The organism is Micromonospora sp. DT228 (genome assembly GCF_049841595.1).
In the GTDB taxonomy this organism is placed as follows: Bacteria; Actinomycetota; Actinomycetes; order Mycobacteriales; family Micromonosporaceae; genus Micromonospora.
Map to the genome: position 1 here is coordinate 164356 of NZ_JBNCKO010000012.1, position 21654 is coordinate 186009.

General features: G+C 73.4%; 19 protein-coding genes and 1 riboswitch. Of the genes, 13 read left to right on the forward strand and 6 right to left on the reverse strand.

The features are described from left to right. Window positions 1–31: 31 nt before the first annotated feature. Both ACLQ29_RS23645 and ACLQ29_RS23650 read left to right on the forward strand, forming a co-directional pair. Entirely contained in the window at window positions 32–2113 is a 2082-nt protein-coding gene (locus ACLQ29_RS23645; protein ID WP_425773655.1) for a primosome assembly protein PriA, read from the forward strand. Window positions 2114–2369: 256 nt separating this feature from the next. Continuing rightward, a complete protein-coding gene (locus ACLQ29_RS23650) occupies window positions 2370–3353 on the forward strand; it encodes an AAA family ATPase (RefSeq protein WP_425773656.1) in 984 nt (327 codons plus the stop codon). Window positions 3354–3499: 146 nt separating this feature from the next. On the opposite strand, the gene ACLQ29_RS23655 is transcribed toward ACLQ29_RS23650, so the two are convergent. Next, complete coding sequence (locus ACLQ29_RS23655) at window positions 3500–4780, reverse strand: hypothetical protein (RefSeq protein ID WP_425773657.1); 1281 nt, start codon at window positions 4778–4780, stop codon at window positions 3500–3502. Window positions 4781–5022: 242 nt separating this feature from the next. Here ACLQ29_RS23655 and ACLQ29_RS23660 point away from each other — a divergent pair, with 242 nt between their 5' ends. From ACLQ29_RS23660 to ACLQ29_RS23675, 4 genes are all read left to right on the forward strand, one after another. After that, window positions 5023–7518: an ATP-binding protein gene (locus ACLQ29_RS23660; RefSeq protein WP_425773658.1), complete on the forward strand. Its 2496-nt coding sequence runs from the start codon at window positions 5023–5025 to the stop codon at window positions 7516–7518. A 190-nt stretch (window positions 7519–7708) separates the two neighbouring features. Then, a complete protein-coding gene (def, locus tag ACLQ29_RS23665) occupies window positions 7709–8266 on the forward strand; it encodes a peptide deformylase (protein WP_425773659.1) in 558 nt (185 codons plus the stop codon). Between the two features lie 5 nt (window positions 8267–8271). Then, complete coding sequence (gene fmt, locus ACLQ29_RS23670) at window positions 8272–9198, forward strand: methionyl-tRNA formyltransferase (protein WP_425773660.1); 927 nt, start codon at window positions 8272–8274, stop codon at window positions 9196–9198. Further along, window positions 9153–10631 carry an RsmB/NOP family class I SAM-dependent RNA methyltransferase gene (locus ACLQ29_RS23675; protein ID WP_425773705.1) on the forward strand — a complete coding sequence of 493 codons (1479 nt, stop codon included), beginning with the start codon at window positions 9153–9155 and terminating at the stop codon, window positions 10629–10631. Before fmt ends, ACLQ29_RS23675 begins: the two co-directional genes overlap by 46 nt. Before the next feature lie 45 nt (window positions 10632–10676). Here ACLQ29_RS23675 and ACLQ29_RS23680 read toward each other — a convergent pair whose 3' ends face one another. Then, entirely contained in the window at window positions 10677–11567 is an 891-nt protein-coding gene (locus ACLQ29_RS23680; protein ID WP_425773661.1) for a septum formation family protein, read from the reverse strand. 127 nt (window positions 11568–11694) lie between these two features. Next, on the reverse strand, window positions 11695–12585 hold the full coding sequence (locus ACLQ29_RS23685) for a septum formation family protein (protein ID WP_425773662.1): 891 nt from the start codon (window positions 12583–12585) through the stop codon (window positions 11695–11697). Window positions 12586–12839: 254 nt separating this feature from the next. Between ACLQ29_RS23685 and rpe the strand changes: the two genes are divergently transcribed. The 7 genes from rpe (at window position 12840) to ribH (ending at window position 19073) form a co-directional block, all read left to right on the forward strand. Continuing rightward, window positions 12840–13520, forward strand: coding sequence for a ribulose-phosphate 3-epimerase (gene rpe / locus ACLQ29_RS23690; RefSeq protein ID WP_357254861.1), 681 nt, complete (start codon window positions 12840–12842; stop codon window positions 13518–13520). 1 nt (window position 13521) lies between these two features. After that, a complete protein-coding gene (locus tag ACLQ29_RS23695) occupies window positions 13522–14478 on the forward strand; it encodes a GGDEF domain-containing response regulator (RefSeq protein WP_425757979.1) in 957 nt (318 codons plus the stop codon). A 77-nt stretch (window positions 14479–14555) separates the two neighbouring features. Beyond that, a riboswitch (FMN riboswitch) is annotated at window positions 14556–14726 on the forward strand. Between the two features lie 194 nt (window positions 14727–14920). Next, a complete protein-coding gene (gene ribD, locus ACLQ29_RS23700) occupies window positions 14921–15982 on the forward strand; it encodes a bifunctional diaminohydroxyphosphoribosylaminopyrimidine deaminase/5-amino-6-(5-phosphoribosylamino)uracil reductase RibD (RefSeq protein ID WP_425773663.1) in 1062 nt (353 codons plus the stop codon). Window position 15983: 1 nt separating this feature from the next. Further along, a complete protein-coding gene (locus ACLQ29_RS23705) occupies window positions 15984–16622 on the forward strand; it encodes a riboflavin synthase (protein ID WP_425773664.1) in 639 nt (212 codons plus the stop codon). Beyond that, window positions 16622–17308 (forward strand): nicotinamide riboside transporter PnuC, encoded by a 687-nt coding sequence (gene pnuC, locus ACLQ29_RS23710; protein ID WP_425773665.1) that lies wholly within the window; start codon window positions 16622–16624, stop codon window positions 17306–17308. The genes ACLQ29_RS23705 and pnuC overlap by 1 nt, the downstream gene beginning before the upstream one ends. After that, complete coding sequence (locus ACLQ29_RS23715) at window positions 17305–18570, forward strand: bifunctional 3,4-dihydroxy-2-butanone-4-phosphate synthase/GTP cyclohydrolase II (protein ID WP_425773666.1); 1266 nt, start codon at window positions 17305–17307, stop codon at window positions 18568–18570. Before pnuC ends, ACLQ29_RS23715 begins: the two co-directional genes overlap by 4 nt. Window positions 18571–18572: 2 nt before the next feature. Further along, window positions 18573–19073, forward strand: a complete 501-nt coding sequence (ribH, locus tag ACLQ29_RS23720; RefSeq protein ID WP_357375587.1) for a 6,7-dimethyl-8-ribityllumazine synthase — start codon at window positions 18573–18575, stop codon at window positions 19071–19073. Between the two features lie 37 nt (window positions 19074–19110). On the opposite strand, the gene ACLQ29_RS23725 is transcribed toward ribH, so the two are convergent. From ACLQ29_RS23725 to ACLQ29_RS23735, 3 genes are read right to left on the reverse strand one after another with little or no spacing between them, the layout of a single operon-like run. Continuing rightward, entirely contained in the window at window positions 19111–19854 is a 744-nt protein-coding gene (locus ACLQ29_RS23725; protein WP_425773667.1) for an amino acid ABC transporter ATP-binding protein, read from the reverse strand. Between the two features lie 2 nt (window positions 19855–19856). Then, window positions 19857–20702, reverse strand: coding sequence for an amino acid ABC transporter permease (locus ACLQ29_RS23730; protein WP_425773668.1), 846 nt, complete (start codon window positions 20700–20702; stop codon window positions 19857–19859). Then, the gene (locus ACLQ29_RS23735) at window positions 20699–21559 is read right to left on the reverse strand and encodes an ABC transporter substrate-binding protein (RefSeq protein WP_425773669.1); all 861 of its coding nucleotides are present in this window, start codon (window positions 21557–21559) and stop codon (window positions 20699–20701) included. The genes ACLQ29_RS23730 and ACLQ29_RS23735 overlap by 4 nt, the downstream gene beginning before the upstream one ends. Between the last annotated feature and the right edge of the window lie 95 nt (window positions 21560–21654).

Below are 21654 nucleotides of genomic sequence, written 5' to 3' on the forward strand. Positions count from 1 at the left end.
CGCGGACGGGTCGCCGGTCGCGCGCGTCTGCGTGGACGTCGGACTGGCGCACCTGGACCGGCCGTTCGACTACCTGGTGCCGGCCGAGCTGGACGCGGCGGCGGTGCCTGGCACCCGGGTGAAGGTGCGCTTCGCCGGGAAGCTCGTCGACGGGTGGCTGCTGTCCCGCGCCGACGACTCCGGGCACACCGGCCGGCTCGCGTACCTGGAGAAGGTCGTCTCGCCGGAGCCGGTGCTGGCGCCGGAGATCGCCCGGCTGGCCCGCGCGGTCGCCGACCGGTACGCGGGCAGCCTCGCCGACGTGCTCCGGCTCGCCGTCCCACCCCGGCACGCCCGGGTCGAGAAGGAGCCCCGCGACGACCAGCCCACCCCGGCGGACGCCGACTCCCCCGACGCACCGGCCGCCGATCCCTCGGCCGTGCGGCCGGGGCCCACCGTGTCCGGGACCATGGCGGCCGGGACCATGGCGGCCGGGACCGTCGACCCGGCGACCGTGCGGCCGGAGCCCACCGCGTCCGTGACCGTGCGGCCGGAGCCCGTCGCACCGGGGACTGCGGGGGCGGTCGACCCGCGCGGGTGGCGGGACTACCCGACGGGCCCGGCGCTGCTGCGGGCGCTCACCGACGGCCGGGCGCCCCGCGCGGTCTGGTCGGCGTTGCCCGGCGAGGACTGGGCGGCCCGCTACGCCGACGCGGTGGCCGCCACCGTCGCCGGCGGGCGCGGCGCGGTGGTCGTGGTGCCCGACGCCCGCGACCTGGACCGGCTGGACGCCGCGCTCACCGGCGTGCTCGGTCCGGGGCGGCACGTCAGCCTCTCCGCGGCCCTCGGTCCGGCCCGGCGCTACCGGGCGTTCCTCGCCGCCCGCCGCGGGCAGGTGCCGGTGGTGATCGGCACCCGGGCGGCGATGTTCGCCCCGGTGGACCGGCTCGGCCTCGTCGCCATCTGGGACGACGGTGACGACCTGCACTCCGAGCCCCGCTCGCCCTACCCGCACGCCCGCGACGTGCTGCTCACCCGCGTCCAGCTCGCCGAGGCCGGTGCGCTTGTCGGCGGGTACGCCCGCACCGCCGAGGCGCAGCTGCTGCTGGAGACCGGTTGGGCGCGGGAGGTGGTCGCCGAACGGGCCACCGTACGGGCTCGGATCCCGGCCATCGCGCCGACCGGCGACGACCCGCAACTGGCCCGCGACCCGGGGGCCGCCACCGCCCGACTGCCCAGCCTGGCCTGGACGGCCGCCCGCGATGCCCTGCGGCAGGACCTGCCGGTGCTGGTGCAGGTGCCCCGTCGCGGCTACCTGCCGTCGGTCTCCTGCGCCGAGTGCCGCACCCCGGCCCGCTGCGAGCACTGCTCCGGGCCGCTCGCGCTGCCCTCGGCCGGGGGCACTCCGGCCTGCCGGTGGTGCGCCCGGGTGGCCGCCGCGTACGCCTGCCCGCAGTGCGGTGGACGGCGGCTGCGGGCCGCGGTGACAGGCGCCCGGCGGACCGCCGAGGAGCTGGGTCGGGCGTTCCCCGGCGTGCCGGTACGCACCTCGGGGCGCGAGGAGGTGCTGACCGACGTGCCCGGCGGCGCGGCCCTGGTGGTGACCACGCCCGGCGCCGAGCCGGTCGCCGAGGGCGGCTACGGCGCGGTGCTGCTGCTCGACTCGTGGGCCCTGCTGACCCGGGCCGACCTGCGGGCCGGTGAGGAGGCGTTGCGCCGCTGGCTGGCGGCGGCGGCCCTGGCCCGTCCGGCGCCGGCGGGCCGGGTGGTGGTGGTCGCCGACGGTGCGCTCGCCCCGGTGCAGGCGCTGCTGCGTTGGGACGCCGCCTGGTTCGCCGGCCGGGAGTTGGCCGAGCGCCGGGAGTTGGGCTTTCCGCCGGCCGTCCGGATGGCGAGCGTCACAGGCACGGCCGAGGCGGTGGCCGACCTGCTCGCCGCGGCCCGGCTGCCCGACGACGCCGAGGTGCTCGGGCCGGTGCCGGCCGAGGAGGGTCGGGAACGGATGCTGGTCCGGGTGCCCCGGGCCCGGGCTGCCGCGCTCGCCGAGGCGCTGCACTCGGCCGCCGGTGCTCGCGCCGCCCGCAAGGCCGCCGATCCGGTTCGTCTCCAGGTCGACCCGCTGAGCCTGTTCTGAGCAGTTTCGGTAGGTGCCGGCGGGCCCCGGCCCCGGCCCGCACGGCCGGCCCTCGCACACTGCGTCCGACAAAGCGGTGGCGACGGAGTGGTAGCATCGCCCGTCATGCCAAGGCGTACGACGACTCCAGGTTGCGACGGAGCGTCACAGGCGCCGAGCTGGGGCCGCCGCAGGATGGCGCGACGATGGCGGGAACGCGTCGGTCGGACGCGATGTCGATGATGTCTTTGAGCCGGTGAGCAGGGGTGGACCAGTCGTGACCGTTGGACAATCGATCGTCTTCAACGGCGACCTCGGCAGCGGCAAGAGCACCGTGTCGGTCGAGATCGCCAAGCGGCTCGGCATGCGCCGGGTCAGTGTGGGAGACCTCTACCGCGAGATGGCGCAGCAGCGGCAGATGACCGCTCTGCAGCTCAATCTGCACGCCGAGCTCGACCAGGCCGTCGACGGCTACGTCGACCAGCTCCAGCGGAACATCGCCGCCTCCGGTGAGCGCCTCATCATGGACTCCCGGCTGGCCTGGCACTTCTTCACCGACGCGCTCAAGGTGCACATGATCACCGAGCCGGGTGAGGCGGCCCGCCGGGTGCTCGCCCGCCCGTCCGGGCCGGCGGAGAGCTACGCCTCCCTGGAGGAGGCCAAGGCCAAGCTCCGGGAACGCAGCGCGAGCGAGCGCAGCCGGTTCATCGTCCGGTACGGGGTGGACAAGGCCCGCCTGCGCAACTACGACCTGATCTGCGACACCACACGCGCCTCGGCCACCGAGGTGATCGAGCACATCGTCGCCGCGTACGAGGGCACGCTCGGCGCCGAGGTGCTGCGCGACGGGCCGCCGCTGTTGCTGCTGGACCCGGCCCGCGTCTACCCGACCGAGGACATCGCCACCCTGCGGGGTCTGTGGGACACCGACTTCGTCGGCGACGTGGCCGAGGCCGGCGACGAGGCCCTCGAACCGTTGAAGATCGGTTTCACCGGTGAGTACTTCTTCGTCGTCGACGGTCACCGCCGGCTCAGCGCCGCCCTGCAGAACGGCTTCTCCCTGGTCCCCGCCCAACTGGTGGCGGAGGTCGACGAGCCGGTCGTGGGTGGCCTGACGGCGATCGACTACTTCGCCGCCCAGGTCCGCCCCGGCCTGGTCTACGACTGGGAGGCGGCGCACAAGATCCACCTGCCGCTGCCCGAGCCCGCGCTGCTGCGCGGTGACGCGGTGCTCGCTGGGGATCCGGCCGCCGGCGTCTAGGGCGTGTGTCAAAGCCCCTGGCTGGACTCCGCCTCGGCTCGACCGAGGACTTTGACACACGCCCTGAGCCCAGCGGTGGGCCGGGCCGGCACGCGGGGTGCGCGCCGGCCCGGCCACCTGTTCACTCGTCGCGTCGAGGCGATGCCTCAGCCGAGGACCACGCCGGAGGCTCCGACGCCGGCCATCCCCGAGAGGATGTCCTCGTAGTAGAACCGCCAGGCGCACACCCGGCCGGTGGTCACGTAGCCGGTGCAGGGCACCGTGGTGTTGGTGTCGTCGATGGCGGTGTTGGTGCCGGTCGCCCAGACCTGGAGGGTGTTCGCCGCGTTCACGATCTCCACCGGGCCGCCGCTGTCACCCTGACCGACGGCGTTGGTGCCGGTGGTGTTCTCGGCCTGCACCTGACCGCAGACCGTGCCGAAGTTGCGCACGTTGATGCACAGGTTGCGGGCCTTCACCTGGATCGAGCAGCGGGTCCCGGAGTACGCGCCGGAGGAGCACACCCAGTTGCCGACCTGGCTGGGCGTCGCGCCGATCACCTGGTTGTTGAACTCACTGACCACCGCGCCGGCCGCGGTGGTGCTGTTGTTGAAGACCCGGCCACCCCCACTGCCGTTGAGCAGCAGGGTGTCGGTGCTGACGTTGCGGGTGGTGACGGTGCCGATCGTCTGCCCGGTCGGGTCGGTCGCCAGGACGTTGAGGTTGGCGCAGTGCGCGGCGGAGAGCACCCGCGTCACCCCGCCCTGGTAGACCCCGAAGCCTGTCGAGCAGCCACCGCCGGTCGCGGTGTTGCGCCACGCGGCGCCACCCCACCACGGCGCCGAGTCGTCCCACCGGGTCGCCGGCGCGGCGGCGACGCCGGTCTGCACGGTCACCGGGACACCGGCGAGTGCCGACGCGCCGAGCAGACCGTCCTGGGTGCCGACGAGCAGGCCGGCGCCGTCGGCGCGTGGCCCGACAGTGGTGATCTGGTTGCCGACCTTGGCCCGCAGCCGGTCGGCCGCGGCGAAGAGTTCCCGCTGTGAGTACGGGGCGGACAGCACCTTGGTGGCGACGGTGGCCCGGGTGGTGGCCATCAGGTTGGCCGGCGGCTCGCCCTTCCAGTAGACCTGGAGCTGTCGGGTGGTGGGGTCGGCGACGATTCCGGCGAAGCCGGAGGTCGCGCTACGCTCGGCGGCCTTCGTGATCCGCGCGGCGGCGGTGTTCATGCGCTCCTGCAGCTTGAGCAGCTCCGACCAGGAGGCGAAGCCGCCGGGCACCGGTGTGCTGTCGACGAACGATCCGGCGGTGGTGGCCTTGCCTCCCGGTGCGGCGGTCGCCGGTGCGGCGGTCACGCCCGTGGCGAGCAGCGTGAGCCCGAACGTGGCGACGGCGGCGCGACGCAGCAGCGACGGGGACCGCCGGACGGTCAGATGTGGACGGATCATCAGTACCTCTTCCCCCAGGGTGTGTGGAGCGGGGTCGAACCCGCTCCAGGACGGTGGCATGGGACGTCGGCTCCACGCGGCGCATCCTGGACGGGGCTGGACACCGCCGGACAGCGTCGGACGGTCGACCGTCCGACGTGGAACTGTCAGACATCGGCGCTCGCCTATCGAAGGGTGCTGGGGCGGAATTAGCCTGCCCGTGCGCATCCGGGGCGGCCGGATGACCGGGGGGTGGGAGCCGCATGTCCGACCAACGGGTACCTTCCGTTCGACCGGCGGCATCGGGATCGCCCGCGACGTTCGAGGTGGCCCGCGGCGGCGCGGAGGCGCAGACACTGCAGGAGCTGGCCGGGTTGCTGCGCCAGTTGCGTCGTCGGGAAGCCCGTCAACAGGGCGAGACCCAGCTGACGTACCGGCAACTGGCCGCGAAGACCGGCTGGTCGCGCGGGATCATCGGGGAGTACTTCGCCGGCAACATCCTGCCTCCGCCGGAGCGGTTCGACGCGCTCATCCGGCTGCTCGGGGCAACCCCCGCCGAGCAGGGTGTGCTCGCCACGGCACGGGACCGGGTCGAGGAGCGCCGTCGAAGCCCGAACCGGGACCACGCGACGACCGGGCGGGCGAGCGCCGGGGCCGGGGCCGGACGAGCCAGGGCCGGTGGCCCGCGACCCGGTACGCCGGCGGCCCGCTTCCCGGTGCCCCGCCAACTGCCCCCGGCGCTGCCGGGCTTCGTCGGGCGTGCCGCCCAGCTCGCCGAGCTCGACGCGGCGTGCGCCAGCCCCGGCGGGTCCGGGGACGACGGCCTGGCGACGGCCACCGTCATGACGTTGTCCGGCACGGCCGGGGTCGGCAAGACGACGCTGGCGGTGCACTGGGCGCACCGGGTCGCCGACCGCTTCCCGGACGGCCAGCTCTACGTCGACCTGCGCGGGTTCGATGCCTCCGGAGCGGTGGTGACGGCCGTCGAGGCGGTCCGGGGGTTCCTGGAGGCCCTCGAGGTGCCACCCGAACGCATCCCCACCCACCTTCCCGCGCAGGTGGGCCTCTACCGCAGCCTGCTCGCCGGCCGCCGGATGCTGGTGCTGCTCGACAACGCCCGCGACATCGACCAGGTCCGTCCCCTGCTGGTCGGCAGCCCGAGCTGCCTGGTCCTGGTCACCAGCCGCAACCAGCTCGCCGGTCTGATCGCCGCCGACGGCGCCCGGCCGATCGGCGTCGGCCTGCTCAGCACGGCCGAGGCGTGGCAACTGTTGGCCCGGCGGCTCGGCGCGGACCGGCTGGCGGCCGAACCGCAGGCGGTGGACGAGATCATCGAGCGGTGTGCGCGGCTGCCGTTGGCGTTGGCGGTGCTCGCCGCCAGAGGCGCGGCGAATCGCGCCTTCGGGCTGGCCACCCTCGCCGACGAACTGCGCGAGGCGCCGCACCCGCTGGACTCGTTCGACGGTGGTGACGCGGGCAGCGACGTGCAGGCGGTCTTCTCCTGGTCGTACCGGAGTCTGACGCCCGCGGCGGCGCGTCTGTTCCGGCTGTTCGGCTGCCATCCGGGGCCGGAGCTGGGGGTCGCCGCGGCGGCCAGCCTGGCCGGGCTGCCCCGGGGCCAGGTGCCTCGACTGCTGGCGGAGCTGGCCCACGCCCACCTGGTCACCGAGCAGGCCCCCGGCCGGTTCGGCGCGCACGACCTCCTGCGGGCGTACGCGACGGAGCTGGCGGAACGTCTCGAGCCGGCGGAAGCCCGGCGGGCCGCGATCCGGCGTGGGCTGGATCACTACCTGCACACCGCCCACGCGGCCGCGCTGCTGCTGCAACCGGGCCGGGATCCGGTCACCCTGGACGCCGCCCCACCGGGCGTGCTGCCCGAGGAGATCACCAACCACGGTCAGGCGCTCGCCTGGTTCACCATCGAGTACCCGGTGCTGCTGGCGGCGGTGGCCCACGCGAGACGTGCCGGGTTCGACGGCCACGCCTGGCAGTTGGCCTGGACACTCGTGGACTTCCTGCAACGGCGGGGGCGTTGGACGGACCTGGCCGTCGCCCAGCGGAGCGCCCTGGCCGGGGCGCGGCGGGCGGGCGACCGGCTCGGGCAGGCGAACGCCCACCGCGACCTGGCCCGGGTGCTCTCCCGGCTGGGTCGGGTGGACGAGGCGGCCCGCAACTACCGGCAGGCCCTGGTGATCTTCGAGGCGTTGGGTGACCACACCGGGCAGGCGCGCACCCACCGGGCGTTCGGCGCGATGTTCGACGGTCTCGGCCGCTACGCCGAGGCGCTCGACCACGGCCAGCGGGCCCTGACGCTGTACCGGGACGCCGGCCACCCGGCCGGGGAGGCCAGCGCCCGCAACGCGGTCGGTTGGGCACACGCCCAGCTCGGCCAGTACGGGCCCGCGCTCGTGCACTGCGAGCAGGCGTTGGCGCTGCTGCGCCCGACCGGCGACCGGCACGGTGAGGCGAACACCTGGGACAGCCTCGGGTTCATCCACGCCCGGTTGGGTGACCACCGCGCGGCGATTCGCTGTTACCAGCGGGCGCTCGGCCTGTACCGGCAGATCAGCGACCGCTACGACGAGGCGGACACCCTGTCCCGGCTCGGCGAGAGCCGACACACGGCGGGGGACACGGCCGGTGCCGTCCGCACCTGGCGGCGGGCCCTGGGCATCCTCGACGACCTCGACCACCCCGACGTCGAGCGGGTACGCGACCTGTTGAGCCAAGCGACGGCCAGGTGCGCGATGCGGGGCTGACGCTCGCCCCCGAACTGCCCGGACGTCGGCGAGGGGTTGCCGCCGGGCGCGCTCGGCCGGCGCCCGGCAGCCGGCCGGTGACGCTTGGCACACCGGCGGTGGCCGATCGAGGTACGCCGGCCAGCGCGCGGCCGGGCACTCCGTAGACTGGTACGCAATGCCCGTCCACCTGTTGAAGGAGCCATCCCGCGTGACCGTTCAGCCCATCCGTCTGTTTGGGGATCCGGTGCTGCGCACGCCGGCCGATCCGGTGGTCGACTTCGACGCCGAGCTGCGTCGGCTCGTCGCCGACCTGACCGACACGATGCGTGAGCAGAACGGCGCCGGCCTGGCCGCGCCGCAGCTCGGCGTGAGTCTGCGGGTGTTCACCTTCGACGTCGACGACGTCCTCGGGCACCTGATCAACCCGGTGCTCGAGTTTCCCGACGAGGAGGAGCAGGACGGCCCGGAGGGCTGCCTGTCGATCCCCGGGCTCTACTTCGACACCAAGCGTCGGCAGAACGTCGTCGCCAAGGGCTTCAGCTCCTTCGGTGACCCGGTGCAGATCGTCGGCACCGGCCTGATGGCGCGGTGCGTGCAGCACGAGACCGACCACCTCGACGGGGTGCTGTTCCTGGACCGGCTGGACCAGGAGGGGCGCAAGGAAGCCATGAAGGCGATCCGTCAGGCCGACTGGTACGACGCGGCGGCCCCACCCACGGTCAAACTGAGCCCGCACATCAGCGACCCCTTCGGTCTGGGTCGGTGACCCCGATGCGTGTGATCTTCGCCGGCACGCCGGCCGTGGCCGTTCCCGCCCTGGCCGCCGTCGCCGCCTCCCCGCACGACCTGCTCGCCGTGGTCACCCGGCCGGACGCGCCCGCCGGGCGTGGGCGTGGCCTGTCCCGCTCCCCGGTCGGTGAGTGGGCCGACGCGCACGGCGTCGAGGTGCTCACGCCGGCCCGCCCCCGCGAGCCCGAGTTCCTCGACCGGCTGCGCGCGCTCGCACCGGACTGCGTGCCGGTGGTCGCCTACGGCGCGCTGGTGCCGCCGGCCGCCCTGGAGATCCCGCGGCACGGTTGGATCAACCTGCACTTCTCGCTGCTGCCCGCGTGGCGTGGCGCCGCTCCCGTGCAACACGCCGTGCTGCACGGTGACGAGCTGACCGGTGCCAGCGTCTTCCAGTTGGAGGAGGGCCTGGACACCGGCCCGGTCTACGGCACCCTCACCGACGAGATCCGGCCCGCCGACACCTCCGGTGACCTGCTGGAACGGCTCGCCGACTCCGGTGCCGGGCTGCTGGTGGCGGTGCTCGACGCGATCGCCGACGGCACCGCCCGCGCCGAGCCGCAGCCCGCCGACGGGGTGTCGCTGGCGCCGAAGTTGACCGTGGACGACGCCCGGGTGCGCTGGGCCGACCCGGCCTTCGCCGTGGACCGCCGGGTCCGGGCCTGCACGCCGGCCCCGGGCGGCTGGACCACGTTCCGGGGCGAGCGGGTGAAGCTCGGCCCGGTCGTGCCGGTGCCCGACGGCCCCGAGCTGAAGCCGGGGGAGTTGCTTGTGGAGAAGTCGCGGGTGCTGGCCGGCACGGCGACCGTGCCGGTGCGCCTCGGTGAGGTCCGCGCCGCGGGCAAGCGGGCCATGGGTGCGACCGACTGGGCGCGCGGCGTCCGGGTCGGCACCGGAGAGGACTTCGCGTGACAGCCCCGGAGGGGACCCGCCCCACCCGTTCCGGCCCGCCCGCGGGTCGTGGCGGGGACCGCCGGCCGGTCCGGCCACCGCTGGACCGCCCGCGCCGTGCGGCGTACGAGGCGGTGGCCGCGGTGCACCGCGACGACGCGTTCGCCAACCTGGTGCTGCCCATCATCCTGCGGGAGGAGGGGCTGTTCGGCAGGGACGCTGCCTTCGCCACCGAGCTGACCTACGGCACCCTGCGCAACCTCGGCACGTTGGACGCGATCCTGACCGACGCCGCCGGCCGGGACGTGGCCCGGATCGACCCCCCGGTGCGCGACGCGCTGCGGCTCGGGGCGTACCAGCTCCTGCACACCCGGGTGCCCGCGCACGCCGCGGTGTCGTCGACAGTCGACCTGGTCCGTTCGGTCGCACCGGGCGCGACCGGCTTCGCCAACGCGGTGCTGCGCGAGGTGTCCAGCCGCGACGCGGACGCCTGGGTGGCGAAACTCGCCCCACCGATGGAGACCGATCCGGTCGGGCACCTGGCGTTGGCGTACAGCCATCCGCAGTGGATCGTGCGGGCCTTCTCCGAGGCGCTCGACGGCGATCTCGGTGAGACGGCCCGGCTCCTGATCGAGGACAACGAGCGCCCGCCGGTGCACCTGTGCGCCCGGCCGGGCCTGATCGACCCGATCGAGCTGGCCGACCAGGTCGGTGGGGCGCCCGGCGCCTTCTCTCCGTACACCGTCTATCTGCCCGGCGGTGCGCCCGGCGACATCCCGGCGGTTGTCGACGGCCGTGCCCACGTCCAGGACGAGGGCTCCCAGCTGGTCGCCGCGGCACTCGCCGACGCGCCGCTGGACGGCCCGGACGGGCGCTGGCTGGACCTGTGCGCCGGTCCGGGTGGCAAGGCCGGCCTGCTCGGCGCGCTGGCCGCGCAGCGTGGTGCGCGGGTGACCGCGGTGGAGGTGGCCGAGCACCGCGCCCGACTGGTGTCCCTGGCCACCCGCGACCTGCCGGTGACCGTGCTGGCCATGGACGGCCGCGACGTCGGCGCCGACCCGAAGCTGCCGGAGCAGCACTTCGACCGGGTGCTGGTGGACGCCCCCTGCACGGGGCTGGGCTCGCTGCGACGCCGGCCGGAGTCGCGGTGGCGTCGCCAACCGTCCGACCTGCCGCCGCTGACCCGGCTGCAGCGGGAGTTGCTGGGTGCGGCGTTGCGGGCGGTACGCCCCGGTGGCCTGGTCGCCTATGTCACCTGCTCGCCGCACACGGTCGAGACGCACGTGACGGTGACCGAGGCGGCCCGCCGCAGTGGCGTCGCGGTGGACTTCGTCGACGCCCGGCCGCTGCTGCCGGCCGGCATGCCCGGTCTGGGTGACGGGCCGACGGTGCAACTCTGGCCGCACCGCCACGGCACCGACGCGATGTTCCTCGCCGTCCTGCGGCGAGGCTGACGGCTCCCGTCCGGCCGGTCACCCCGACCGGCCGGACGCGGACGCTCAGGTGATCGGGAGACCCTTGGTGCCGGCGTTGCGCATCGAGCGGGTCAGGTTCCGGTCGGAGATCCAGAGGAAGCACTGCACGCCGCGGTTGCCGTTCTTCCACTCCTCCTCGTACGGCTGGTAGAAGATCGTGCCGGCGCGGAACTCGAGCTGGGAGTTGTCCGGCACCTTGGCGTACCTGGCGATAATCGTCTGGCAGGCCCGGTGGGTCTTCTTCACGGTGCGGGAGAACTCGGCGAAGGTGACCGCCGGGGCCTGCCAGACCCCGACGAACTCGGCGTGGTGCTTGGCCGTGCAGGAGACCGGCACCATCTCGTCGATGTCGTCCTTGACCAGCTTGGGGTCGAAGCAGCGGTACGCCAGTGGTGCCGCGCCGGACAGCGCGCCCCGGAGGCTGCCGGTGCGCGGGCCGACGGTGGTGTCGTCGATGCTGGCGATCTCGCTGACGTCGCAGCGGTACCAGCGGGCGCCGCCCGCCCAGGCCTGCGGCGACGGCAGCACGACGGTCAGGCCGATCCGCCCGGAACGCCAGTCGGCGCCCACCGCCTTGTTGACCACCGTGTCGCACCCGGCCTGCGCGGCCCGCATGCCCGCCGAGCCGGGCTGCGGGGGCGTGCCCGCCGCGGCGTCCGCGCCGGTGAGCGTGCCGACGTGCATGGTCTCCACCAGGTGCGACTCGGTGCACGCCGTCGGGTTGTAGCCGGTCAGGAAGCCGACCTGCTGAGCGGTCAGGTGGCAGACGTCGGCGGCGGGCACGAACTGCTGCGCCGCGACGGGCGCCGGCCAGTCGTCCACGAGGTCACGGTCGACGCCGGCGGGTGCGCTGCACCCGGCCAGCACCAGGGCCAGGGCCGCACCCCCGGCGTACGCCGTCCACCACCGTCGCATCCCTGACCTCCCGCCACTGTGGCCTCCGGCCGGACCCGGCCGGTCGGTAGCGCCACGGCGCAGCAGCATACGGCACCCGTGCCCAGGACCTGTTTCATGAGGGCGGCCAGTTCTGGTGAAACATGCCTTAGATGGCGGGCAGTCCCTCGGGGCCGGCGCCGCGCATCGAGCGGGTGAGTTTGCGGTCGTCGCTCCACAGGAAACAGCGCACCCCACGGTCGCCCTCCTCCCACTCCCGTTGCGACGGCGGGTAGTAGATGGACCCGGCCCGGTACGGCAGGTCCTTGTTGTTGGGCACGGCGGCGTACCCGGCGATCAGCTCCATGCAGCGTCGGTGTGCCTGCACGGCGGTGCGGGCGAACTCGGCCCAGGTGGTGTCCCGTTCCTGGTAGACGCCCACGAACTCGGCGCGGTGCGGCTCGGTGCAGAGCACCGGCGCCATGTAGTTGAGGTTGTCGCCGATCAGCTTGGGGTCGAAGCAGCGGTGGGTCAGTGGGCTGTCGCCGATCAACGCGCCGCGCAGGCTGCCGGTGCGGTTCACCGGGCGGGTGTTGTCGATGCTGCCGGTCTCGCTGAGGTCGCAGCGGAACCAGCGCGCGCCGCCGGCCCAGGCCGGCGCCGAGGGCAGCGCCAGCGACAGCGTGAGTCGGGCCGTGTGCCAGTCGCCGCCGAGCACCTCCCGGGCTCGTTGGTCGCACTCGGCGCGGGCCGTGCGCAGTGCCGACGAGCCCGGCTCCGGCCGGGTCTCGGTCAGCGCGTCGGGCCCGACGAAGGCGCCGACGTGGATGGCCTCGGCCAGGTGGTTGCGCGCGCAGTCCACCGTCTCGTAGGTGCTGGCCTGCACGACCGCGGTGATCCGGGGCAGGCAGGTGTCGGTGGCCGGGGTGAACGGCGTCGGCTCCCGCAGCGCCGGCCAGTCGTCGGTGAGATCACCGTCCGCGCCCCGTGCCGGCGCGCAGCCGGCCAGCAGCATCGTCGTGACGCCGGCCAGCACCAGCGCTGGAAACCACCGTCGCATCGTCCGCCCTTTCGGGAGCTGGCGGCCGGTCACCGCGCCCCGCGGCGAAACCCCGGCGGGTGTGCGCCCTTCGGCACTGTCCCGCTTGGAGTGTCGTCGCGTTTCCGTCGATCGGCCAGCCACTCGTGTCTGTTCGTCCGGATTCGGCAGTCCGGAGCGCCTAATTCTGCACCACTGGTCACTGTCGCATCACAACGCGTCGGAGTTGGTGCCGCGATGCGGGTGACGGGTGACCGCGTTCGTACACTGGCCCCGTGACCGTACCGCCGCCGATCGTCGCGCCGAGCATCCTGGCCGCCGATTTCGCCCACCTCGCCGAAGAGGTCCGTGCCGTCGAGGACGCCGCGGACTGGTTGCACGTCGACGTGATGGACAACCATTTCGTGCCGAACCTGACCATCGGGTTGCCTGTGGTGCAGAGCCTGCGGGCGGTCACCGCGATGCCGTTCGACGTGCACCTGATGATCGAGGATCCGCGCCGGTGGGCCCCCGGTTACGCCGACGCGGGGGCGTACAACGTCACCTTCCACGCGGAGGCGGCCGACGACCCGGTGGCGCTGGCCAAGGACCTGCGCTCGGCGGGTGCGAAGGCCGGCCTGGCCATCGACCGGGACACCCCGATCGAGCCGTACCTGGACCTGCTGCCCAGCTTCGACACCCTGCTGATCATGACGATCAAGGCCGGCTTCGGTGGGCAGCGGTTCATCCCCCAGTTGCTGGAGAAGGTGCGTGCCGCCCGCCGGCACGTCTCGGCCGGGCACCTGGAGCTGCGCATCGAGGTGGACGGCGGGATCGCCGCGGACACCATCGAGCAGGCGGCCGCCGCCGGCGCCGACGCGTTCGTGGCCGGCACCGCCGTGTACGGCGCCGCCGACCCGGCGGAGGCGGTACGACACCTGCGGGCGCTCGCGGAACGCGCGGCTCCCGGGGCCTGAGGTGGAGCCCGAGGTCGACCGCAAGGACATCATCCTCGTCGTCGACGACGACGAGGACATCGCTCGTTTCGTCGAGTTCAACCTGCGGCTGCACGGCTTCGACGTGATCCACGCCAGCGACGGCCAGGAGGCGCTGGAGGTCATCGAGCGCCAGCGACCGGACCTGGCGGTCGTCGACCTCATGATGCCCCGCATCGACGGGCTGGAGCTGACCCGGCGGCTGCGCGCCGACCCGATGACCTCCGCCCTGCCGGTGATCATGCTGACGGCCAAGGGGATGACCGTCGACAAGGTGCACGGCCTCAGCGCCGGCGCCGACGACTACCTGGTCAAGCCGTTCGACACCGCCGAGCTGGTGGCCCGGGTCTCGTCCACCCTGCGCCGCAACAAGGAGTTCCGGGAGGTCTCCCCGCTGACCGGGCTGCCCGGCAACAGCCGGATCCGTCGGGAGATCAGCGACCGGGTCCGAAACGGCGTCGACTACGCCGTCGGCTACGTCGACATCGACCGGTTCAAGAGCGTCAACGACAGGTACGGCTTCGTGCGTGGCGACGACTTCATCTCCGCGCTGGCCCGCAGCCTGCACCGGGCGGTGGTGGGCGTCGGGCTGCCACCGGCCTTCCTCGGTCACGTCGGCGGCGACGACTTCGTCATCGTCTGCGCCCCGGACCAGGTGCGCCCCCTGACGTCCCGGGCGGTCGTCGACTTCGAGAACGCCGCCGACACGCTCTACGACCCGACCGACCGGGAGCGCGGCTTCGTCGAGCTGAAGGATCGACGCGGCAACATCCGGCGGGCGGCCCTGGTGACGCTCTCCATCGGGGTGTCGCTCTCCGACGCCGGCAAGCGGTTCACCGACCCCCTGGAGGCGATCGCGGTGGCCTCGGAGATGAAGACGGTGGCCAAGAGCCAACCGGGGTCGTACGTCGCGGTGGACCGGCGCCGCGGTGTCACGTGAGCATGACAGCCCTGTGAAGTAGCTCGCCTGGGTGGCGACGCACCCCCGTCGGCGTGTAAGACTGCCCTATACCCACCACGCGCTGGCGGGACTCGGTGAAATTCCGAACCGGCGGTGATCCACGGTCCAACCGTGGTCAGCCCGCGACCCGGACGGCTCTGCCGTCCGGTGGACCTGGTGAAAATCCGGGGCCGACGGTTGGGAGCGGTTCGTCCGCCCCCAGACAGTCCGGATGGGAGACAGCGCGCGGGACGGACGGGTCCGAGCCGGCCGCTGGCTTCAGCGTGCCGCGCCGACCCTCCGGGGGCGGCTGTGCCGTTCCCGGAATCCGCGGGCGGCTCGCGCCGTTCCCGGATCCGCCACCGCCTGCCCGCGGCCCCATGGCCGCAGCCTCCCTGACCGCCCGCGCGCGGACCGGCGAGTGAGAGGGCAGGACAGGGCGATGGCCAGCGTCTCCGTCGACGAGGCGATGCGGCGTGCGATCGAGTTGGCGGCACGCGGGCTCGGCACCACCAGTCCCAACCCGGTGGTCGGCTGTGTGCTGCTCGACGAGGACGGCAAGGTCGTCGGTGAGGGATTCCACGCGTACGCCGGCGGGCCGCACGCCGAGATCGTCGCGCTGGCGCAGGCCGGGCGACGCGCCAAGGGCGGCACCGCTGTCGTCACTCTGGAACCCTGCGACCACACCGGTCGCACCGGCCCCTGCAGTTCCGCCCTCGTCCAGGCCGGGGTCTCCCGGGTGGTCATCGCCGTGCCCGACCCCAACCCGGTCGCGTCCGGGGGCGCCGCCACCCTGCGCGCCGCCGGGGTCCGGGTCGATCTGGGGGTACGCGGCGAGGAGGCCGAGGCCGGCAACGTCGCCTGGTTGACCTCGATGCGCCGCGGCTGGCCGTACGTCATCTGGAAGTACGCCGCCACGCTCGACGGGCGCTCCGCTGCGGCCGACGGCACCAGCATGTGGATCACCTCGGAGGCGGCGCGGATGGACGTGCACGCGCTGCGCGGCACCGTCGACGCGGTGCTCGCCGGGGTGGGCACCGTGCTCGCCGACGACCCCCGGTTGACCGCCCGGAACCTGCGCGACGGCAGCCTGGCCATCCGGCAGCCGCTGCGGGTGGTCGTGGACAGCTCGGGGCGTACCCCGGCTGACGCCCTGGTCCGCGACGGCGCCGCGCGGACGTGGATCGCGACCGCCGACGAGGTCGGCGCCGACCCGGACGGCCGGGTCGACCTGCCGGCGCTGCTCGCGGCGCTGCACCAGCGCGGGGTCCGCGCGGTGCTGCTGGAGGGCGGCCCCCGACTGGCCGGCGCGTTCCTGCGGGCCGGTCTGATCGACAAGATCGTCTCCTACGTCGCGCCCCGGTTGCTCGGCGCCGGCCCGACAGCTCTCGTCGACGCGGGAGTGACCACCATCGCCGAGGCCATCGATCTGGAGTTCGTCGACGTTACGCAGATCGGTCCGGATCTCCGGATCACCGCTTTGCCCCGCAAAAGGGAGGGCTGACATGTTCACCGGCATTATCGAGGAGTTGGGCGAGATCGTCCGGGTCACGGCGACGGCGGGCGATTCGGCGCTTGTCGCCGTTCGCGGTCCGCTCGTCACGTCCGACGCCCGGCACGGCGACTCCATCGCGGTCAACGGCGTCTGCCTGACCGTCGTGGAGGTCACCGACGGGGTTTTCACCGCCGACGTGATGGGGGAGACGCTGCGCCGCTCCGCGCTGGGCGCGTTGAACGTCGGCGACCCGGTCAACCTGGAACGGGCCGCCGCCCTCGGCAGCCGGCTCGGCGGGCACCTGGTACAGGGCCACGTCGACGGCGTCGGCGAGCTGATCTCCCGGGAGCCGGCCGAGCAGTGGGAGACCGTCCGGTTCCGACTGCCCGCCGCACTCTCCCGGTACGTGGTGGAGAAGGGCTCGATCACCATCGACGGCGTCTCGCTGACCGTGGCCGAGGTGGGCGCGGACGAGTTCGCCGTCGGGTTGATCCCGACCACGCTCACGCTGACCACGCTCGGCGCCAAGGGCGTCGGCGACCCGGTCAACCTGGAGGTCGACGTGTTGGCAAAGTACGTCGAGCGGCTGCTCGGCGACCGGCTCACCGACGCTCGCGGGGCGAGCACGAACCCGGGCGAGGTGGCCTGATGGGTCCGCTGAGTTGGTTGTTGGACGCCCAGGTGCAGGTGGCCGGCTCGCCGGTGCTGGCCCGGGAGATCGTCGGCAACGCCTTCGGGCTGATCTCCGCGGTGCTCGGGCTGCGCCGGCTGGTCTGGGCGTGGCCGGTGGGCATGGTCGGTAACGCGCTGCTGCTCACCGTCTTCCTCGGCGGGGTGTTCGCCACCCCGCAGGAGCACGACCTGTACGGGCAGGCCGGCCGGCAGGTGTTCTTCTTCGCGGTCAGCGTCTACGGCTGGTGGCGCTGGCGGCGCAACAGTCGCGCCGACGCCGGTCAGGCGGCTGTCGTCCCGCGCTGGGCCACCGGGCGGGAGCGGCTGATGCTGCTGCTGGCCGCCGTGGTCGGCACCGCCGCGGCGTACCCGGTGCTCAAGGCACTGGGCTCGTGGGGTCCGCTGCCCGACGCCTGGATCCTCACCGGCAGTCTGCTGGCCACCTACGGCATGGCCCGTGGCTGGGTGGAGTTCTGGCTGCTCTGGATCGCGGTGGACGCGGTCGGCGTGCCGCTGCTGCTGCGCGGCGGCTTCTATCCGTCGGCGGTCATGTACCTGGTCTACGGCGCCATCTGCGCCTGGGGCTTCGCCGCCTGGTGGCGCACCTCGCGCGCCACCCGGCCGGCGCCCGTCCGTCCCATCTACACGGAGGCCGTGGCGTGACCAGCTTTGGGGATATCGAGCAGGCGATCGCGGAGATCGCCGCCGGGCGGCCGGTCGTCGTGGTCGACGACGCCGACCGGGAGAACGAGGGCGACCTGATCTTCGCGGCCGAGCTGGCCACGCCGGAGCTGATGGCGTTCATGGTGCGCTACACCTCCGGGTACGTCTGCGTGGCGTTGACCGAGAGCGAGGCCGACCGCCTCGACCTGCCGCCGATGCACCACACCAACCAGGACCGGCGCGGCACCGCGTACACGGTGACCGTCGACGCCCGGGAGGGGATCGGCACCGGTATCTCGGCGGCCGACCGGGCGCACACCAGCCGGCTGCTCGCCGGCGCGGCGACCGACTCGACAGACCTTGCCCGGCCCGGCCACGTGGTGCCGTTGCGCGCCCGCGAGGGCGGGGTGTTGCGGCGCCCCGGGCACACCGAGGCGGGGATCGACCTGACCCGGCTGGCCGGGCTGCGCCCGGCGGGTGTGCTCTGCGAGCTGGTCAACGACGACGGCACCATGATGCGGCTGCCGGACCTGGAGAAGTTCTCCGCCGAGCACGGCCTCATGCTGATCACCATCGCCGACCTGATCGCCTACCGGCGGCGTACCGAGAAGCAGGTCGAGCTGGTCGCGGACGCCCGGATGCCCACCCGGCACGGGGTGTTCCGGGCGCTCGGCTACCGCGCCGCGCACGATCCGGCCGAACACGTCGCGATGGTGCTCGGTGACCTCGGCGACGGCCACGACGTGCTGGTCCGGGTGCACTCGGAGTGCCTCACCGGCGACGTGTTCGGCTCGCTGCGCTGCGACTGCGGGCCGCAGTTGGACGCCGCGCTGGCCCGGGTCGGTCGCGAGGGCCGGGGCGTGGTCCTCTATGTCCGGGGTCACGAGGGGCGCGGCATCGGGCTGCTGCACAAGCTGCAGGCGTACCAGTTGCAGGACTCCGGCCGCGACACCGTCGACGCCAACCTCGACCTGGGCCTGCCGGCCGACGCCCGCGACTACGGCACCGGCGCCCAGATTCTCTACGACCTCGGCGTGCGCTCGATGCGACTGTTGACGAACAACCCGGCCAAGCGGGCCGGGCTGGAGGGGTACGGCTTGACCATCACCGGCCGGGAGGGGTTGCCGGCCGGTGCGCACCCGGAGAACCTGCGCTACCTGCGCACCAAGCGGGACCGGATGGGTCACCTGCTGGACGAGTTGGACGAGGTGTCCGAGGCGCCCCTGGGGCGCCCGGTCGCCAACGACGAGATCGGAGCATGACGATGGCGGGTTTCGGTGAGCCGGGAGTCGACGCGGTGGACGCCGCGGGGCTGACCGTCGGGATCGTGGCGGCCCGGTGGCACGGTGACCTGACCGACCACATGCTGGAGCGGGCGGTGGCCGCCGCCGAGGCGTGCGGGGCGCGTTCGGTCGTCGCCCGGGTCGCCGGCTCGGTCGAGTTGCCGGTGGTGGCCCAGGCCCTCGCGCGCCGCTGTGACGTGGTGGTCGCTCTCGGCGTGGTGGTGCGCGGTTCCACCGCCCACTTCGACTACGTCTGCCGCTCGGTGACCGACGGGCTGACCCGGGTGGCGCTGGACGAGGGCAAGCCGGTGGCGCACGGGGTGCTGACCGTGGAGACCATCGAGCAGGCCCGCGACCGGGCCGGTCTGCCCGGCTCGGCCGAGGACAAGGGCTGGGCCGCGACAGTGGCCGCGCTCGACGCCGCGCTCGCCGTGCGAACGGTGGCGGCGGGCAACGCCCAGCGAGTCGGTTTCAGCGGCTGACACCGTCGCCGCCTCGGTCGGCTCTGCGGGCGGGCCCTCAGAGCCGACCGGCCTCGATGATCCGGTGCAGGAACTGCCGGGTGCGGGGCTGGGTCGGCTCGCCGAGCACCTGCTCCGGCGGGCCGCTCTCGACGACCCGGCCGGCGTCGAGGAAGCAGACCTGGTCGGCGACCTCCCGGGCGAAGCCCATCTCGTGGGTGGCCAGCACCATTGTCATGCCGTCGGCCTTCAGGTCCCGGATCATCGCCAGCACCTCACCGACGAGTTCCGGGTCCAGCGCGGAGGTGATCTCGTCGAGCAGCATCAGGCGGGGTGAGTTCGCCAGCGCCCGGACGATCGCCACCCGCTGCTGCTGCCCGCCGGAGAGTCGATCCGGGTAGGCGTCCGCCCGGGCGCCCAGACCCACCCGGTCGAGCAACTCCCGGGCCTGGGCCTCCGCCTCCGCACGGGCCCGCCGGTGTACGCGCCGCGGCGCGAGGGTGATGTTGTCCAACACGCTCAGGTGCGGGAAGAGGTTGTACGCCTGGAACACCATCCCGATCCGACGGCGTACCCGGTCCGGGTCCACCCGGGGATCGGAGATGTCCTCCCCGTCCAACTCGATGGTGCCGTCGTCGAGGTCCTCCAGCAGGTTCACGCAGCGCAGCAGTGTCGACTTGCCCGAACCGGAGGCGCCGATCAGCGCGACCACCTGGTGCTCGGCGACGGTCAGGTCGAGCTGGTCGAGCACGACGGCGCCCGCGAACTCCTTGCGCAGGCCCCGGCAGCGCAGCAGCGCCATGGTCAGCCTCCCGACTGTCGGCGGGCCGCGCGCAGCGTCACCCAGTCGGTGACCGCGATCAGCGGGATCGCGAGCAGCACGAAGAGCACCCCCGCCACGACGTAGGGCGTGTAGTTGAACGACTGGGCGGTGGCGATCTGGGCGGCCCGGACCGCGTCGATCGGCCCGGCGAGCGAGACCAGCCCGACGTCCTTCTGCAACGCCACCACGTCGTTGAGCAGCGGTGGCGCCACCCGGCGGACGGCCTGTGGCAGGACCACGTGCCGCATCGTCTGCCGGTAGGTCAGGCCCAGCGAACGGGCCGCCGCGAGCTGGCTGGGATGCACCGACTCGATGCCGGCCCGGAACACCTCGGCGAGGTAACCGCCGTAGGTGAGGATCAACGCGAGCCCGCCGAGCACCAGCACCGGCGGCATGCCCTGCAGGCGCAGGCCGGGCACGCCGAGGGTGAGCAGGTAGAGCACGATGATCAGCGGCAGGCCGCGGAAGGTGTAGGTGTAGCCGGCGGCCAGCGCCCGGACCGGAAAGAAGACCGGGCCGCGCAGCGTCCGCAGCACCGCGATCACCAGACCGAGCAGCAGCGCGCCGACCGCGCAGCAGCCCAGCAGTCGGACGTTGAGCCAGAGTCCGACCAGCACCGCCGGCAGCGCGTCGGAGGCGATCGCCGGGTCCAGGAACGACTGGCGGACCCGGTCCCAGCCGGGCGCGCCGGTCACCGCGACGATCAGCAGCGTGCCGAGCGCCGCCGTGGAGCAGGCCGCGACCAGCACGCTGTAGACGGTCTGCCGATTCCGGTACGCCGAGCGCCGCCGCTGGGCCTCGGAGGGAACGTGAGCGAGCAGGGTCACCGTAGCTCGGCCGCCCCCGCCACCTGCGCCAGCCACTTCTGCTCCAGTTGCTTCAGCGTGCCCGACTCGGTGAGCTGACCGACCGCGCCGGTAACGCAGGAGGTCAGCGGCGAGTTCTTGTCCAGCAGCAGCCCGAAGGCCTCGGGGGAGCCGACCTGTGGCACCTGTCCGACGATCGTCGCGTCAGTGAGCTCCGCGCCGGTCATGTAGAAGGCGGTCGGCAGGTCCACCACCAGTCCGTCGATCTGCCCGTTCTGCAGGGCCTTCTTGGCGTCGTCGTTGTTGTTGTAGACCTGTGGCTTCCTGGTCGGCTTGAGCACGTCGACGATCGCCTGGTGGCTGGTGGTGCCGACCTGGGCGCCGAGCTTGGCGTCGCGGAGTTCCGCCAACGACTTCCGGCCGGCGATCTTGGACGACTTCAACGCGATCACGGTCTGCCGGACCAGGTAGTACGGAGCGGAGAAGTCGACAGCCCGCTTGCGCTCCTCGGTGATGGAGAACTGGTTGATGTCGAAGTCGAAGTCCTTCGGCCCGGGCGCGACGGCGGTGTCGAACTTGACCCGGGTCCAGGCGACGTCCGCGCGGGCGTAGCCGAGCTTCTCGGCCACCGCGTACGCGACGGCGGATTCGAAGCCCTCGCCGTTGTCCGGCTTGTCCTTGGCGAACCACGGCTCGTACGCGGGCTGGTCGGTGGCGATGGTGAGCTTGCCCGGCGTACGCGTGGGCAGGCTGTCCTTGGCGCAGGACGCCGCGGTGACAGTCGGGGTGGGGGACTCCTTCTGTGGCGCGCACCCGCCGGTGGCGACGACGACCGCACCGGCGAGGGTGAGCGCGAGGAGACGTGAGCTGCTGGCCATGGCCGACAGCGTAGAGGTATCGACAAGTCTGCTTGGGGATTTTTCCCACCATGTTGATAGGGAATTGTCCGCTTGCTGGATTTCGGCGGACCCGG

Coding starts and splice junctions, on each gene's coding strand:
- ACLQ29_RS23705 (WP_425773664.1), top strand. CDS start 15,984: ATGTTCACCGGCATTATCGAGGAGTTGGGCGAGATCGTCCGGGTCACG.
- ACLQ29_RS23685 (WP_425773662.1), bottom strand. CDS start 12,585: ATGCGACGGTGGTTTCCAGCGCTGGTGCTGGCCGGCGTCACGACGATG.
- ACLQ29_RS23655 (WP_425773657.1), bottom strand. CDS start 4,780: ATGATCCGTCCACATCTGACCGTCCGGCGGTCCCCGTCGCTGCTGCGT.
- ribD (WP_425773663.1), top strand. CDS start 14,921: ATGGCCAGCGTCTCCGTCGACGAGGCGATGCGGCGTGCGATCGAGTTG.
- ACLQ29_RS23660 (WP_425773658.1), top strand. CDS start 5,023: ATGTCCGACCAACGGGTACCTTCCGTTCGACCGGCGGCATCGGGATCG.
- pnuC (WP_425773665.1), top strand. CDS start 16,622: ATGGGTCCGCTGAGTTGGTTGTTGGACGCCCAGGTGCAGGTGGCCGGC.
- ACLQ29_RS23680 (WP_425773661.1), bottom strand. CDS start 11,567: ATGCGACGGTGGTGGACGGCGTACGCCGGGGGTGCGGCCCTGGCCCTG.
- ribH (WP_357375587.1), top strand. CDS start 18,573: ATGGCGGGTTTCGGTGAGCCGGGAGTCGACGCGGTGGACGCCGCGGGG.
- ACLQ29_RS23735 (WP_425773669.1), bottom strand. CDS start 21,559: ATGGCCAGCAGCTCACGTCTCCTCGCGCTCACCCTCGCCGGTGCGGTC.
- fmt (WP_425773660.1), top strand. CDS start 8,272: ATGCGTGTGATCTTCGCCGGCACGCCGGCCGTGGCCGTTCCCGCCCTG.
- ACLQ29_RS23725 (WP_425773667.1), bottom strand. CDS start 19,854: ATGGCGCTGCTGCGCTGCCGGGGCCTGCGCAAGGAGTTCGCGGGCGCC.